The sequence below is a fragment of the Algoriphagus aurantiacus genome (assembly GCF_035156405.1).
Classification (GTDB): Bacteria; Bacteroidota; Bacteroidia; order Cytophagales; family Cyclobacteriaceae; genus Algoriphagus; species Algoriphagus aurantiacus.
The window spans coordinates 76,938-94,053 of sequence record NZ_JAXRUT010000012.1 but is presented as its reverse complement, the minus strand read 5'-3'; the positions used below and the strand labels follow the sequence as shown (position 1 = coordinate 94,053).

Genomic DNA, 17,116 nt, shown 5'->3' with positions numbered 1-17,116 from the left:
CACTAACCACCGCAATATGAAAATTGGATTTGTAGTAAACCAAATAGAAACAGAGACTGGAGCCTATAGCACAACGCTGTTATCTTCAGCCGCTGTTCACCGTGAGCATGAGGTTTTCATCATCAGTGTAGGACAGCTTTGTTACCTTGAAAATGGTAAAATGGGTGCTATAGCAGTCAAAGCTCCTAATAAAAAGTTTCGCAGTTTGGAAAAGTACATGGAAGCTATTCACAGTCCGGAGGCTGAGCGTATCCATATTTCATCAGATGATCTTGAAGTGTTGTTTTTGAGAAACAATCCCTGTGAGGAATTTGGGGAACGAGCTTGGGCACAGACTGCGGGAATGGTTTTCGGTCAAATTGCTAGTGCAAATGGTGTACTTGTAGTGAACGATCCCTATGCGCTGATGTCATCTTTTAACAAGATGTATTTTCAGCATTTCCCGGAATCTGTCAGACCAAGAACGATTATCAGTCGTGACGCAGATGAGATAAAGGAATTTTATAAGAAAGAAAAGAAGAAGATTATCCTTAAGCCACTTCAAGGGTCAGGAGGGAAAGACGTATTCTTGGTTGACAATGATAAAAATCTCAATCAGATAGTTGAAACGATCAATCGATATGGCTTTGTGATTGCGCAGCAATACTTACCCGCAGCCAAAAACGGTGATATCAGGGTGCTCATGATGAATGGAAAGATCCTCGAAATCAACGGAAAAGCTGCAGCTGTCAATCGGGTGAACAACAATGATATTAGGAGCAACCTACATACGGGAGGAGAAGCAATCCACGCGGAAATCACCGACGATGTTCGGAGATTGTGTGAGATTGTGGGTCCAAAATTAGTACAGGATGGAATGTTTTTGGCTGGAATAGATATCGTTGGAGATAAGATCATGGAGCTGAATCTTGATAGTCCTGGTACAATTAATGCGATGCATAGACTTGAAGATGTGGATTTTGGCTCTGCTATAATTGATGCGCTGGAGCGAAAAGTAATGTATCAAAAGCACTATGACGGAGCTCTTCCCAATGCTTTTTTAGCCACATTGAATTTATAGTTAATACTATCGGAAATAAATAAAGGGAAAGCTAATAATGGCCTTTCCCTTTTTATTTACCTGATCTAGACCCTCAATACGTGGGATTTCAGGACATTAAATTCTCATATGATACAATTTGTTTGTCAAAGCTTCACTGAGCCCGCCTGCCAGTTGTCTGTCCGCTTCCTTCTGAGGCGGGCAAGTCTGAATACTTGCGATACATTGATAGTAATTGCATGTAAGAGAGAATAATCATTCGCCCCATATAGATTGAATCTGGCCTGAAAGGTCAGTATAACTCATCGATGGATGGAGCCCATCGCGAAATGGGAGACATTCTTTTATAGCCCTGAAAGGGATAGATATTTCTGTAAATGAACTAAAATTAATCCCGGTTCTGGGACCTCCATCACTATTTTCTCTGATACTTTTGATGAGCAAAAGTATCCAAAACTCTTTGCCCGAGTCTATGCTTCAAATCGACTAAAAAATCGGTAAATCTTAAAGATTCCAGGCCGATTTGATTTTTGGTACTTCTTCGTTGCCTAAAAATTGCTCGATCTCCGAGGCAAGCTCGGAGCTAGCCAATTTTTAAACGGCTGCTCCTGCCTACCAAAAACTTCATATACTCGAGGGCTTCCCCTAACTGACAATCTGCTCCCTCTGTGTGTCGTTATTCGTCTTGCCTGCCTGTCCGGTAGGCAGGCTCGATTTCATAAAATGACTACGCTGGCTTTACTATAAAAAAGCCGTCAGAGCCTTGGGATTGATATAGAGGTAAAAAGACTCTTCCTTTAGAATCCGACAAAATAGACTCTCCATCCAGTGAAGCTAATCGCTGTCCTTTATTTATTTCAGTGAAATTAGAGTAGCCTGGATCCATTTTGAAAACCTGGCCTTTACCAATGTCTTGTCGGAAAGTCACCTTAAAATTATCATTTGTTGGAGAGGCACTTTCTAACAGTTTATAAAAGTGCTCATAAGCTGTAGACGATTCTTCCAACATTCCTGTTTTCACTAAAATCAACCAAATAGCTGCTTCATGATAGTCGACTGACTTTGGGTCGTCATGTTGTCCAGCTTCCATAGTGAAGCCAGTGTGACCTTTTAGCGTCTGATAATGATCGAAGTGACCTGGAATGTATTTCTCAATACCCTTTACTACAGGCAAGGGCATCTGTTTCGCAAAAGCAAAACTCTCTTCACGGCGGTTGACGCTGATATACGGAGCAGTACTGGATGAGGTGGTATGTAAATCCATGAAATGAAATTCCGTGTTGAAGGCTTCGTTTTCTAGCTTTTCGACAATAGCAAGCAATTCATTAAACTCTGAGCCTTCATGAAAATCCAGCTTCTTGTGGGTTTTCAGCTGCTTCTCATTTTCAAGTGTACAAACTCTATTTAGATCCTTATCGATCAGACGAACGCCTTTTTTCAACGCTACTATATTCCCCGCAACACCTACTATTTTTCCCTTCAGCTTAGGCTTTTCTTTATATAGTTTCCTGAATACTCGCTGTAAGGCAAGTACACCACTAGGCTCATTTCCATGGACTCCGCCACTCACCAGCAGATAGGGTCCAGGAGTTTGGTTGCTTGGTTCGGCAGGGTATTCACCTATTACTCTGGTGAGGTTTACTTTATCTAAAACTTCACTTTTCGATTTCATGGTTAAATACAATTGGGATCACTAGACACAGCCAAACTTTATACCATGAGAAATGAATTGGAACAGGACGAGAAAAGGCCTTTTACTAGCGAGTAAAGGCGGATAATAAAAATGAAATGCTCAATTTATAAGGGCAAGAAAAAGGTAATTGGTTTTTTTTGAGAGCAATTTTCCTCAATATGAGAAGCGGAACTTACGAATTAAAAATTTGGAAGAAAGCTAGACTTAATCTTAAAACTCCCCAAGGATTTCTTCTGTACTTCATGGAAATTTCAGCAAAAGTCTACATGAAATCGAGCCTGCCTACCGGACAGGCAGGCATGACGAAGAACGTCACACAGAGGGATGATTATTCCCCGTGCGAGATTCCATCTGACCATTGAAAAACAAAAAATAAACTGATGAAATTTAATACATTCCAATCATGAAATCGAATCAATATGACGCAATAGTTGTAGGCTCTGGAATTAGTGGAGGTTGGGCAGCAAAGGAACTGTGTGAGAAAGGATTGAAAACCTTAGTGTTAGAAAGAGGGAGAGATGTTCAGCATTTGAAGGATTATCCTACCATGACAGCTGCACCTTGGGAGATGACGCATCGCAATCAAATTCCTCGGGCAGATAAACTTGAAAATCCTGTTGTTAATCGATGTTATGCTTACAAGGAGGATACTCAGCATTTTTTTGTTAAGGATTCAGATCATCCTTATGTACAGGAAAAGCCATTTGATTGGGTGCGAGGCTATCAAGTCGGTGGCAAATCATTGATTTGGGCAAGGCAAACCCAGCGATGGAGTAGGTACGACTTCGAAGGCCCAGAAAGGGATGGTTTTGCTGTTGACTGGCCTATTCGGTATACAGATGTTGCTCCATGGTACAGTTATGTGGAGCGTTTTGTAGGGATAAGTGGGAGCTATGAAGGTTTGGAAACTCTGCCAGATGGAGAGTTTTTGAAAGCCTGGGAGATGAACTGTGTCGAGAAGGAAATCCAGCAGAGAATAATGGCTGCTTACGATGATCGAGATGTGATAATAGGTCGATGTGCGCATCTAACAGAACCTAAGGAGCAGCATCTGGCGCAGGGAAGAGGGCAATGTATGGCAAGAAACCAATGCTATAGAGGTTGTCCATTTGGAGGATATTTCAGTTCGAATTCTTCTACATTGCCTACCGCCGCTAAAACAGGGAATCTGACTATAAGACCTGATTCGGTGGTTCATTCCTTGATTTATGATGAGAAAAAGGAAAAGGTCACGGGCGTACGAATTATAGATCGCGTAACAAAAGAGGCGATCGAGTATTTTGCTAAGGTGGTCTTTGTCAATGCTTCTGCCTTGAATTCTAATTTGATTTTACTGAACAGCACCTCAAATCGATTCCCGGATGGACTTGGTAATGATTCAGGAGTATTGGGAAAATATATAGCATTTCATAATTATCGTGGCGTAGTCAATGCAAATTATGAGGGCTTTGACGATAAATACTACTTTGGTAGAAGACCTACCGCAGTGGTGATGCCCAATTTCAGAAATGTAAAAAAGCAGGAAATGGACTTTATGCGAGGGTATATGACATTCTATTCTGCGGGAAGAGCGGGTTTTGGACATTCACCGGATGCTCCTTTTGGAGCAAAATTCAAGGAAGCAAATTCTAGACCTGGACCGTGGTCTGTTTACATGATGATGCAAGGCGAAACAATTCCTAAAGAAGCTAACCATGTAACATTAAGTCCTGAACTGAAAGATGAGTGGGGGATTCCTTTGCTACAAATCGATGTGAGCTATGATGAGAATGATGAGAAAATTCTGAAGGATTTTCACGAACAGGGAGAAGAAATGCTCACCAAGGCGGGTTGTGTGAATATTCGAAGAGGGGATTCCAAGCAAGCTCCGGGACTCGATATTCATGAGATGGGAGGAGTGAGAATGGGCAGAAATCAGAAGACTTCATTACTCAACGGATTCAATCAGATGCATTTGGCCCCCAATGTGTTTGTCACAGATGGCGCTTGCATGACTTCCACAGGTACGCAAAATCCTTCTATCACTTATATGGCAGTGACTGCCAGAGCAGTTGATTATGCTGTGAAAGAAATGAAAAATGGAAACCTGAAATAGTGGTGGGGCTTTCTATGATTTCATATATAAGATCGGCTTTTGAGTGAATTTCTGTAGCTTGACAGCCTGTGGTTTTTCTAATTATTCTAGGCGTTCTGGATAAGAGGTTAAGTTCTTTGCAACACAATCACAGTACGATTGGGTACATACAATTTAAGGCAATGATGCTCATCCGTTGGGTAGTCCACGCTTTGATCGAGACGCTCGAAACCGCCAAATTCTTTTTCATCGGAGTTGAATAGGATCTTATATTCACCGTCTTCTTTGACATGTATAGGAAGTCCAAAAAATGATTCGGTAGGATGGAAGGAGAATACGAAAATCAATCCGCCTCTTTCATAAGCCAAAATCTTTTTATCAGGATCCAGATGGAGTTGTGCCGCAGGAGGAGAGGCTAAGAGTTGGTAGTCATTCGCAAGTTTGATGATGACTTTGTCCCAAGCGTCCAGCTGCCCATACCGAAGTAGGGGATCATCTACCAATGACCATTGTCTCCTGGCGTACTGATAGCTCCAATCATTACCCTCTCTGGGAAAATCCACCCAGTCAGGATGGCCAAATTCATTTCCGATAAAATTCAGATAGCCCTCACCACCTAATGTGAGAGTGATCAATCGAATCAGTTTATGGAGAGCAATTCCACGATCTACAATCAGGTTTTGCTGGAGTAGGGACATGGAAAAATACATCTCCTTGTCCATCAATCGGAAAGCAAGGGTTTGATCACCGACTAAAGCTTGATCATGACTTTCTGCGTAGCCAATTGATCTTTCTACTTGCGGTCGATTGGTTAGCTGGTGCCAAAGCTCAAACATATCCCATTCCTCGTCTTGCTTATGCTTGAGTGTTTTGATCCAAAAGTCAGGAACGCCCATGGCCATTCGAAAGTCAAATCCGATTCCTCCATCTGCTATAGGTCTGGCAAGTCCGGGCATGCCACTCATATCTTCGGCAATAGATATACTCTGGGGTTTGAAGCTATGAATCAGGGTATTCGCAAGCTGTAGATATGCTATCGCATCCTCATCCACGTTTGCATCAAAATATAAATCCACTGAGTCAAAATCCATGAATAAACCGTGATGGGAATACATGATAGAAGTCACGCCATCGAAGCGGAACCCATCAAAATGGAATTCTTCCAACCAGTACCGGATATTTGAAAGTAAAAACTGCTGCACTTCACGCTTGGCATAATCAAAGACTTTTGAATCCCAGGCTTCATGATAGCCCTTATCTCCAGCATGGAAATATTGATTTTGGCTACCGTCAAACTCATTTAGCCCTTCATTTACATTCTTGATCGCATGGGAATGTACGATGTCCATTACCACAGCGATTCCCATTTCATGTGCTTTGTTTACCAGGGATTTCAGTTCCTCAGGGGTACCAAATCTGGATGTTGGTGCAAAGAAATTGGAAACATGATAGCCGAATGATCCATAGTATGGGTGCTCCATGATCGCCATGAGTTGGATGGTATTATATCCGGCAGCTTTGATTCTTGGTAGTGTTAATTCTTCGAATTCCTGGTATGTTCCAACTCCAAGTTTCTCTTGGGCCATTCCAATATGACACTCATAGATTAGCGGTTGACTGAGGCTGTTTTCTGTGGTAAAAGAATCATCGGTCCATTTGAAATCCTCGGCAAACCAAAGTTGGCCAGCTACATCATGTGTTTGCTCGTCCTGAATGACTCTCCTGATGTAGGCGGGTATTCTATCCAGAGCTCCATTTTCAGCAACGACATGTACTTTTACTCTACTGCCATGTATGAAGTAATCCTTGTATTGCTCAAATGGCAGGAAAATCTCCCAGTTACCGTTTGAGCTTTTTTTCATAGGATGGGAGCTTCGATTCCATTCATTGAAATCCCCGAAAAAATAGAGTTGGTAGGCTGCAGGAGCCCATTCCCTATAAATCCAGCCTTTTCTCCAGGTTTCAAAGTGTATTCCGTAGAAATTATGTACAGAGGCATATTCGATGATATTTCCACTGAAATCATTGATTTCTCGAACAATTTCTTGATAACGATCAAATCTTCGCTGGATTTGGGGTTCGTACTGAGCAAGCCAAGGTTCTTCGCGAACTAAGGCAATTTTATGTGAATCTTCCACCAGTAATTTTTTTAGCTGATTTGAATTTAGAAAAATGTAGGTGGAAAATCGCATCACTTTTTAGTTTCCTGTTCTATTTTTTGAGACAGAAAGAAAAGCGGTAATGAAATATTGCTTTCTATACGGCTAAAAATTTTAGTCAATTGATTTAACCAGAGGATTCATACAATATCTGTCTTTCTCGGATCTGGTCCATACTCATTATCGCCATCTTGACCTTTCTTAGCAGCGAGCCAGATGAAACCAATAAAATTGATTGGAGGTGGGATCAGTAAGTACAAAGCATATTTCCAATCAAGTCCAATGTCGTGGAGTCTTTTGATAGCTTGGATCAGCAAAACGCAGATAGACGCAATAAGTGCTACTCCTGCTCCATAGAATATGCCCCATGATTGTGATTGGAAACTGTCCCAAATCAACATTAGGCAAAGGATATTGATGAAATAAAAAATGATAAACATCACCAAATACAATCTTCTGGTGATCCTTCCGACTGGTTTGAATAATGAGTTCATACTTAATCAACGGGTTGAGGATTAAGTTGTTCAAGTCTATTTGGGAATTGTTAAAATTTGGTCTTAGTGTTTTTCGTACACCATTTCCGGTTCCAATACTTCTACATTTCCTTTGTCATTGATCCGATCAAGGGTTACAGCTTTTAATTCATTGATCAGCATCGGGTCATATTTGGCAGCGACACGAATGTAGTTTTCCGTGAAGCCGTGGATTTTACCATCTTCAATATCTTCCTCGAAAAGAACTGTAAAGGTTTTTCCAAGATTCTCGGAGTAGAATTTTCTTCTTTTTTTCTCTGATAGGATTCGAAGCATTTTGGAACGCTCATTTCTCTTTTTCATTGGTACCACCTCATCCATCTCCGCAGCTCTGGTATTGGCTCGCTCCGAATAGGTAAATACATGTAGGTAGGAAATATCTAGCTCATTCAGGAAATTATAAGTTTCGAGAAAAAGCTCATCTGTCTCCCCAGGAAAACCGACGATCACATCTACGCCTATGCAAGCATGAGGCATAAGCGTTTTGATCTTGGTCACACGATCTACATACAACTCACGGAGATATCTTCTGCCCATTTTTCTCAAAACAGTATTGGAACCGGATTGAAGTGGGACGTGGAAATGTGGGACAAATCGCTTGGATTGTGCCGCAAAGCTGATGATCTCGTTAGTGAGCAAGTTTGGTTCAATGGAGGAAATTCTTAATCGATTGATACCTTCTACATCATCTAGTGCATAGACAAGGTCAGCGAATCGCTCATTACGTTTACCGTCTACTATTCCAAAATCACCAATATTAACACCCGTCAATACGATTTCTTTAACATCAGTGGCAGCGATTTCACGAGCGGACTGAAGTACACTTTCTATAGTATTGCTTCGGCTTTTGCCGCGAGCTAGGGGGATAGTGCAGAATGCACAGCCATAATTACAGCCGTCCTGAACTTTCAGAAATGTCCTTGTACGATCATTGATCGAGTATGCATTATTGAAAACAGTCGCTTCCTGAATCTCTGAAGCCAAAACTTTTGTTTCATGAGCTTTTGCAAAATCATCCAAAAGTTCAATCAATCGAAATTTTTCTGCAGCACCGAGAACTGCATCTACACCTTCTATTTCAGAAATTTCCTTCGGTTTTAATTGAGCGTAACAACCTATTATAGTTACATAAGAGTTGGGAGAAATCTTTTTCGCCTCTTTTACAATCTTCTTACACTTCTTGTCAGCATTCTCTGTAACAGAGCAGGTGTTGATAATGAAAATATCGGGATTTTCCTGAAAATCGACTTTCAAATAACCTTTTTCTTCAAATTGGCGACTGATAGTGGAGGTTTCGGAGAAATTTAGCTTACATCCTAGTGTATAAAAGGCTACTTTTTTCACAATTACGCTTCTGACAATGAGATTGCAAAGGTAATTAATCTTCGCTTGTTTTCAATTCTCCAATTTTCCTTCAGAATTCAATAGATTTTTCCCAAAACGGTACCTTTTTACGATGATTTATTGAAAAATGTGTAATTTTTTCGAAAAAAGAGGTCAAAAATGAGTCAAAAGCTTTTTCGAATGCATATTTTTCTATTTTTGTGAGTATAATTTTAAACCACATATTGTAGAAATGGCAACACTCAGACAACAAGCCTTAGGCATGGTGCAGACTAGACAGCGAGTAACTGTAAAAGCACCATCCAACAAAATCTCAGACTTTTTTGGTACCAACACTTTTGGTACCGCTCAAATGAAAGTGTCTCTAGCACCCTCAGCATTCAAAAGGGTAATGGAGGCTATTGATAAAGGAACCAAAATTGATAGTTCCACTGCCGAAGAAGTAGCTTCTGCTGTAAAAACTTGGGCATTGTCCAAAGGCGTTACGCATTATACTCATTGGTTTCAGCCTCTTACAGGCTCTACGGCAGAGAAGCATGATTCGTTTTTCGATGCCCTTGGTGGTTTGGAGAAATTCAAAGGCAGTGCATTAGTTCAGCAAGAGCCAGATGCGTCTTCTTTTCCTAATGGCGGTATTCGTTCTACTTTTGAAGCAAGGGGATACACTGCATGGGATCCTACTTCTCCTATTTTCATCTTCGAAAACACACTTTGTATTCCTACAATATTCGTCGCTTATACCGGCGAAGCGTTGGATTATAAAACTCCATTGCTGAAATCAATAGAAGCGATCAACGATGCTGCTGTAGCTATCTGTCAATTATTTGACAGGAATGTCAGAAAAGTACAGCCTTCTTTAGGAGTAGAGCAAGAATATTTTGTGATCGACAAAGCTCTTTTCGCAGCAAGACCAGATTTGGTAATGGGTGGAAGAACTGTTTTTGGTCATAGCCCAGCTAGAGGTCAGCAATTGGACGATCATTATTTTGGTTCAATTCCAACTAGAGTAAAGGACTTCATGGTTGACTTCGAAAACGAGGCGCTGAAATTAGGAATTCCAGTAATGACAAGACATAACGAAGTGGCCCCAGGTCAATTTGAGGTAGCTCCGTTATTTGAAGAAATAAACAAAGCAACAGATCACAACCAATTGTTGATGGATGTGATGGAGAAAGTCGCTGAAAGACATGATTTGAAAGTTCTTCTTCATGAGAAACCATTCGCAGGTGTAAATGGTAGTGGTAAACATAATAACTGGTCATTAATTACAGATACTGGAGTTAACCTTTTCCAGCCTAGCAATTCAGCAAGAGAAAATCTTCAATTCTTAACTTTCTTGGTTGCAACTATAAAAGCTGTCTATGATCACTCAGATCTATTGAGAGCGAGTATTGCTTCAGCAGGTAATGATCACAGACTTGGTGCTAACGAAGCCCCTCCAGCTATTATCTCTGTATTCTTGGGCGCTACGCTTACTGAAGTGTTGAATGAGCTTGAGAAAAATGGAAATATCAAAATCGAGAAAGGTGATAACATGTATATGAAGTTGGGTATCTCTAAGATTCCTGAAATCATTCTTGACAATACTGATAGAAACAGAACTTCTCCATTCGCATTTACAGGCAATAAATTTGAATTCCGTGCAGTAGGTTCTCAGGCTAACGTGGCTGGACCAATGACTGTTCTGAACGTAATTGTTGCGGATGTATTGGCTGAAATGGCCAAAGACATCGAGAAAGAGATGAGTGCTGGTAAGGAAAAGAAAATTGCGATAGTAAATGTATTGAGAAAATACATCAAGGATAGTAAGAAAGTACGATTTGAAGGCGATGGCTACTCAGACGAATGGGCAGCAGAAGCACAGAAAAGAGGCTTGTCTAACTTGAAGTCGACTCCGTTGGCATTGGACGTGTACGCTGCCAAAGCTACAAAAGAGCTTTTCGAAAGGCACAATGTAATGAATGGTATTGAGGTTCATGCCCGTCATGAAATCATGCTAGAGAACTATATGAAGAAGATCCAGATTGAAGGTCGTGTCATGGGAGATTTGGCATTAAATCATATTATTCCAACGGCTATTCTATACCAAAACAAAATCATTCAAAATGCAAATGGTTTGAAAGGTCTAGGTTTGGATCACACTGCAGCAGTAGAGACGATCAAAGAAGTTTCAAAACATATCGAATCTTTGAAAGCTAACATTACTGCAATGGTAGAAGCCCGTAAGAAGCTGAATAAGGAAGAAGATATCGTAAAAATGGCTAAAGGATATCAGACAGATGTCAAGGAAGCTTATTTCGATAAAATCCGATATGCTGTAGATAAATTGGAACTATTGGTGGATGATGAATCATGGCCACTAGTGAAATACAGAGAAATGCTTTTTCTTAGATAAGTTTTTCTATATCTGATATTGAAAGCCGTCCCGTGAGGGACGGTTTTTTTTTGCTTAATTTTTTAGAGACTGACTTATTTAAATCATTATAAGCTCTCAATAAACATTGTCTTAAGTATTTCATCATTCGACAATTACAAGTTTAAATTCACTAATTTTTTAAGTTAAAAAAAATATCCTTGTTTCACATGTTCTGATAAATTTCTTTCCGTATTACTATACATACCAAAAATCTATTCAATAATTGGCTCAAATAGGGAAAAATGAGTTATTCATATGATTACTTAACAGAAAAAATATGTTAATATCATCTGTTTTACAAAAAAAATACAGTTAGATGTTTTGATAGAAATATGTTTTTTCTAGCTTTATGAGACGCTAAACTTCTTGAGCAGTGATACATAGAAAAATTGCTGGAGTGCTGGCGTCAATAATTTTATCATAAACTCCAATCAAACTAGTATGGAACAACCTCTACCAGCAATTCATCACGAAAATCGGACGATGGAGCATGGCATTAAGTATTTATTATTGTTAACCTCAAATTACCAGCTATGAAAAAAGTTTTATCATTTGCTTTCGCTCTGGTCATGATTTTGAGCCTCTCGGTATCAACTCAAGCTCAGCAGCGAATATTAAAGGGAGTAGTGACCGCGACAGAGGACGGTCTTCCAATGCCTGGCGTCACAGTCTTGGACAAGACAAACCAGACCGGTACCACTACAAATGTAGATGGTGAGTATTCTATTTCGGTAGGACCAAATTCAGTTGTTATTTTTTCTTTTATTGGGTATGCTACTCAAGAAATAACAGTTGGAAATCAAACAGAAGTCAATATCTCCCTTAAGGAGGATGCTAGCGAACTTTCTGAATTTGTAGTAACCGCCTTCGGAATGGACAAAGCACAAAAGTCTCTGGGATATGCTACTAGTACAATTAATGCTGACGACCTGGTAAAAGTAGGTACACCGAACGTAGCTTCTGCTTTGTATGGTAAGGCTGCTGGTGTGAAAATCCAAACTAGTGCAGGTGGAGCAACATCTGCTGTCAATATTCAAATTCGTGGTATTAACTCTATTACAGGTAAAAGCCAGCCTCTAATTGTTTTGGACGGTGTTCCGATTCGAAATGAAGAAGTAACCAATAATGACTATTGGGGAGATCAGCGTTTGAGAGGTAATGGATTGTTGGATATCAACCCTGCTGATATCGATAATATCTCCATCTTAAAAGGTGCTTCTGCTGCCGCTTTGTACGGATCCGAAGCTGTGAATGGCGTTGTATTGATTACTACAAAGAAAGGTAAGGCAGGCAAAAATGGCATGCAAGTAGATTTTAATACCAATTTTTCTGTAGATAATATTGCGTACTTGCCAAGATACCAAAATGTACGGGGGCCTGGCATACATTCGCATATTGCTGATTTGGGACAGGCTGAGGATGGCTTTAATTATACCGAAAATGGCATTCGTACTGTTCCTAATGCTACTGTTAACTTCGGTCCTAAGTTTGATGGTCAGCCTATGTTGGCATGGGATGGTATTTCAAGACCTTATGTTGCTCAGGAGGATAATTATGCTGCATTATTCAATAGTCCAGTAAGTTCTCAAGTTAACGTTGCCATCTCCAACGCTACGGATATTTCAAACTTCCGTCTTTCTTTGACACGTCAGGACAATGAGTCTTTGAGTTTGAATTCTAAAAACAGCAAGAACATTGTTAACCTTAACGCTAGCTATAATGTTAGCAAAAGGCTAAAGACTGATTTGATGATTAACTATATCAATCAGAACACTGAAAACCGTCCTTACTCAATTGATCGTATGATCAATAATTTCGGCGGTATGATGACCCGTTTTGATAATGGAGCTTGGTACTTAGACAAATATCAGACTAGTAGAGGTTATCGTTTTGTGACAGGCAATGGCCAGAGTTTGACTCCTGATGAAAATATTACTGGAAATGGTTTCAGAGGAGATATTGCGGATTATGTGTGGAGAGTTAATAAAAATCAATCCTCAGAAACTAGTGATCGAGTGATTGGAAGTTTGACCAATACGTTTCAGATTTCAACTGATTTGAATTTGAGAGCACGTATTTCAACAGATTTCACCAGCAGATATTCCGAAGACAAAAATGCAACAGAAAGACCTTTAGCCTTTGGTCCATCTGGATCATTTGGTATGTTAACTGAATTATTTAGCATACTATACGGTGATTTGATGCTTAATTATAAGAAAGCAATAACGGATGAGATTACTATAGGTGCGATGGCAGGCTATACAGCAAGAACTGAAAGTTTCAGCAGCATAGGTAGAAGTACTAATGGTGGTTTGAGTACTGAGAACCTCTTTGATGTAGTTGCTTCAACAAACCTTCCTAATAATAGCTCCGACCGTTCATACAGAACTATTGATGCATTTATTGGTACTGCAAACTTTGACTTTAAAAATATTTGGTTTGTAGAAGGTACAATTCGAAGAGATAGAATCTCTACTATGAATCCTGATAATAATGCTTTTGTCTATCCTTCTGTCAATACAGCTCTTGCTATTTCAGACGCATTTACATTACCTGAATTTATTACTTTCTCAAAGTTGAGAGGTTCTTGGGGGATAGTTGGTAATTATCCTGATATCTATCGAGCGAATATTGCCTATACTCAGAATACTTTGGGTGTACAGCAAACAGGTGGAGCCAATGTGCTTTATACTGAATTGCCTTCATCTTTTGGAAATGACTTAATCAAGCCGGAACAAAAGCATGAGTTTGAATTTGGCTTAGATACTAGGTTCTTTAACAACCGTTTTGGTTTGGATATATCTTATTATAATGCGCAGATTCGTGATCAGATCTTACCATTGACCTTGCCTTCAACGTCTGGAGCTCGTTCAGTACTTACAAATATTGGTACATTAAGAAATACTGGAGTTGAAATTCAGTTGACTGGTGACATCATTGCAACGCCAAACTTCCAGTGGAATGCAGTTATTAACTTAGCTAGAAACATAAACAAAGTAGAGCAGCTAGCAAACGGTGCTTCTGAACTATTGCATGCTGATTATGACGGAAATGCGGCACAGCTTAGATCTGTAGTAGGCCGTCCAATGGGTGATTTCTACGCTAGACCTATTGCACTTGACGACAATGGAGACAAAATTGTTCAACCAAACGGCTTATACAAGATCGATGATCAGAACTGGGTGCAAGTAGGCAATGCTATGCCTGATGCTGTGGGTGGCATCATCAATAATTTCAATTACAAAAACTTTAGTTTATCAGCTGTGATGGATTTCCAGATCGGCGGTAGTGTAATGCCTACAGGGATCAATTGGATGATCAGCCGTGGTCTAACAGAGGAAAGTTTGAACTATATGGATGAAGCTAGTGGAGGATTGGCTTACTACCAAAATGCTGACGGACAAGGTGTAGGTGTGCCTCATTCTACAGCTCAGGGTCCTAATGGAGAAGCTGTGTATCATGATGGTATGCTAATGGATGGTGTAGCAGCTGATGGCTCTACTAACACCAATGTGATTTCCCAGGCTTACTATTATTGGAATACGTATAACTGGGGTGGACCTCAGTATAGCCAATCGAGATATGAATTGTATATCCAGGATAATGATTACATCAAAATGAGAGAATTGTCTTTGGCTTATGCAATACCAAATCACATCACTTCTAAAATCGGAGCCTCCAATGTCAATTTATCTGTGTATGGTAGAAACTTGTTTTTCCTGTATAGAAATATAAAGGACCTAGATCCAGAAGTATTAACAGGTGGATCAAGATGGACTCAGACGCTGACTAGTGCGGGTACAAATCCAGCTACCAGAACGTATGGTGTAATGTTAAGAGCTAAATTCTAATTGTTGGTTAAGTTAAAAACATATGAACATGAATTTTAAGAAAATATTTATATACACCCTATTGATCAGCGGCTTAACTAGCTGTACAATAGATGACTTTGCAGATGATTATTCTGATCCATCCAAGCTCGCTAGTACTACAGTAGGAAAGCAGTTTACTGGTATGATTATGTCTAACCGCCAATCTGTATTACCGTCTTATTGGGATTACTTTGTGATCAAAAGAATCACGTCTAACAGATATACTCAGGCAGTAGGATGGGTAAATGTTGAAAACCAGTATGTTCCTGGTTCTGCTGCAGTAAATGACAGATGGGACAATTTCTACAATTTCATGGCTCAATACAGAGAGCTGCAGAAAGTGTATGATGGGTTAACTGATGAGAAAAAGCAAGAGAATCGGGTATTCATGATGGCCGCGGCAACTTATTTCTATGATCATACCCAGCAAATTGTGGATTTACATGGTGATATTCCTTGGTCTGAAGCAGGTATGCTTAGTATAAATGGTGGAGATTATTCTAAATCCTATGCGGGTTATGATAAAGCCAGTGATATCTACAGTGCAATGCTAGATGATTTGGCGAGCTTTGCAGATGAAATGGGTTCTTTAAGCATAAATGCTGCGACTGAGGCGGAATTCAAAACCCAAGATTTGGTTAATAACGGGGACATTGATATGTGGTTAAAGTATATCAATTCGCTAAGATTAAGAATGCTGACTAGGGTAAGTGGAACTCCCGAATTCAGCGCTAGAGCTAAATCTGAAATTGCCTCTATTTTGTCTAACCCTTCACAATTTCCTGTTGTATCAGATAATGAAAGTAATGTCATGTGGGATATTTACTCTGTAGGGACAGTGATTGGTGGAAATGATTTCCGTAGTGGTTTGGAAGATTGGGACGGTAATATTGCGGGCAAGGCAATTTTGGATCATATGGTAGGTAATGAAGATCCTAGATTGACTTATGTATTTCAACCGGGACTTGAAGCAGAAGGCGAATATATGGGGCTTGATCCATTGATGAACCCTACAGAACAAAATGCTTTAGTGCTAACCCAAACGTTGAGTGTTTACAATTTCTCAACTATCAGCAGAAACCAATATTTTCCAGGTATCCTTATTACTGCATCTGAGGTTCATTTGATGGCGGCAGAATACTATTTGAAAGAAGGACAAGATGCTAAGGCAAAATCACATTATGAGGAGGCTATAAACCAGTCAATTCGTTTTTACCTTTATTTGAGAAGCATTTCAAATAATGCTGAGTCTCCTGTACCAGTGCAACCGACTGATGGATCTTTTAGAGATTATTTAGCTATGGATGAAATTGCTTGGGGTGCTGCCACCGGTATGGATGAGAAATTGTCTCTCATCGCAGATCAGAAATGGCTTCACTTCAATGTTGTTCAGTCAAACGAAAACTGGCATGAATTAAGAAGACTAGGTAAGGTAGAATTGGATTTCTGGGTTGATAATTCAAACCAGCAAAATCTTCCTCCTTCACGTTGGATGTATCCAGGATCTGAGCAAACATATAATATGGAAAACTACTCAGTGGTTCAGCCACAGGATAAGTTGACCAATACGGTTTTCTGGGATATGAATTAGAATTAGATTGGGTTATAGTAGTAAACAAAGGCCTCTCATTTATATGAGAGGCTTTTTTCCATTTAATAGTTTAAAGAACTAGGAGGTCTAAGATTGACACGGAATTGGTAAAAGGGAGAGATGTAATGAGAAATTTGAATATTTTTTAAAAAATAATTAGTTACAAACTTGATCTTTTTTAAAAAAATTAAAAAAATGATTGGCTTTTGTGATAAAATATCGTCGAATAGTTTTTGAATAGTTTTTTGAAATTTTTAGCTTTACCTAACGGGATTTTAAAAGTAGATAAAACTGTACAGGTTCTACAAAACTGTACAGGTTCTACTTAGTTAATTAAAGTTGCACAGGTTAATCATAATTATGATTTTAATGTATCCTCACTTTTATTGCCTGGT

The 17,116-nt window shown here is 39.6% G+C and carries 9 protein-coding genes; 5 read left to right on the top strand and 4 right to left on the bottom strand.

Features of this window, described 5'->3' with window-relative positions; genetic code table 11:
* Nucleotides 1–16 precede the first annotated feature (16 nt).
* The gene (locus SYJ56_RS13250) at nucleotides 17–1,060 is read left to right on the top strand and encodes an ATP-grasp domain-containing protein (protein WP_323834819.1); all 1,044 of its coding nucleotides are present in this window, start codon (nucleotides 17–19) and stop codon (nucleotides 1,058–1,060) included.
* 706 nt (nucleotides 1,061–1,766) lie between these two features.
* On the opposite strand, the gene SYJ56_RS13245 is transcribed toward SYJ56_RS13250, so the two are convergent.
* Nucleotides 1,767–2,711, bottom strand: a complete 945-nt coding sequence (locus tag SYJ56_RS13245) for a succinylglutamate desuccinylase/aspartoacylase family protein (RefSeq protein WP_323834817.1) — start codon at nucleotides 2,709–2,711, stop codon at nucleotides 1,767–1,769.
* A 424-nt stretch (nucleotides 2,712–3,135) separates the two neighbouring features.
* On the opposite strand from SYJ56_RS13245, the gene SYJ56_RS13240 reads away from it, so the two are divergent.
* The gene (locus tag SYJ56_RS13240) at nucleotides 3,136–4,827 is read left to right on the top strand and encodes a GMC family oxidoreductase (protein ID WP_323834814.1); all 1,692 of its coding nucleotides are present in this window, start codon (nucleotides 3,136–3,138) and stop codon (nucleotides 4,825–4,827) included.
* Nucleotides 4,828–4,934: 107 nt separating this feature from the next.
* Here SYJ56_RS13240 and SYJ56_RS13235 read toward each other — a convergent pair whose 3' ends face one another.
* The 3 genes from SYJ56_RS13235 to mtaB all read right to left on the bottom strand — a co-directional run bounded on the left by SYJ56_RS13235 (nucleotide 4,935) and on the right by mtaB (nucleotide 8,842).
* On the bottom strand, nucleotides 4,935–6,998 hold the full coding sequence (locus SYJ56_RS13235) for an alpha amylase C-terminal domain-containing protein (RefSeq protein WP_323834811.1): 2,064 nt from the start codon (nucleotides 6,996–6,998) through the stop codon (nucleotides 4,935–4,937).
* A 107-nt stretch (nucleotides 6,999–7,105) separates the two neighbouring features.
* Entirely contained in the window at nucleotides 7,106–7,459 is a 354-nt protein-coding gene (locus tag SYJ56_RS13230; protein ID WP_323834809.1) for a DUF805 domain-containing protein, read from the bottom strand.
* 63 nt (nucleotides 7,460–7,522) lie between these two features.
* Nucleotides 7,523–8,842, bottom strand: a complete 1,320-nt coding sequence (gene mtaB / locus SYJ56_RS13225) for a tRNA (N(6)-L-threonylcarbamoyladenosine(37)-C(2))-methylthiotransferase MtaB (protein ID WP_323834808.1) — start codon at nucleotides 8,840–8,842, stop codon at nucleotides 7,523–7,525.
* A 232-nt stretch (nucleotides 8,843–9,074) separates the two neighbouring features.
* On the opposite strand from mtaB, the gene SYJ56_RS13220 reads away from it, so the two are divergent.
* From SYJ56_RS13220 to SYJ56_RS13210, 3 genes are all read left to right on the top strand, one after another.
* Nucleotides 9,075–11,237 carry a glutamine synthetase III family protein gene (locus SYJ56_RS13220; RefSeq protein ID WP_323834806.1) on the top strand — a complete coding sequence of 721 codons (2,163 nt, stop codon included), beginning with the start codon at nucleotides 9,075–9,077 and terminating at the stop codon, nucleotides 11,235–11,237.
* Between the two features lie 554 nt (nucleotides 11,238–11,791).
* A complete protein-coding gene (locus SYJ56_RS13215; protein WP_323834804.1) occupies nucleotides 11,792–15,109 on the top strand; it encodes a SusC/RagA family TonB-linked outer membrane protein in 3,318 nt (1,105 codons plus the stop codon).
* A 28-nt stretch (nucleotides 15,110–15,137) separates the two neighbouring features.
* Entirely contained in the window at nucleotides 15,138–16,721 is a 1,584-nt protein-coding gene (locus SYJ56_RS13210; RefSeq protein ID WP_323834802.1) for a SusD/RagB family nutrient-binding outer membrane lipoprotein, read from the top strand.
* Nucleotides 16,722–17,116: the final 395 nt, after the last annotated feature.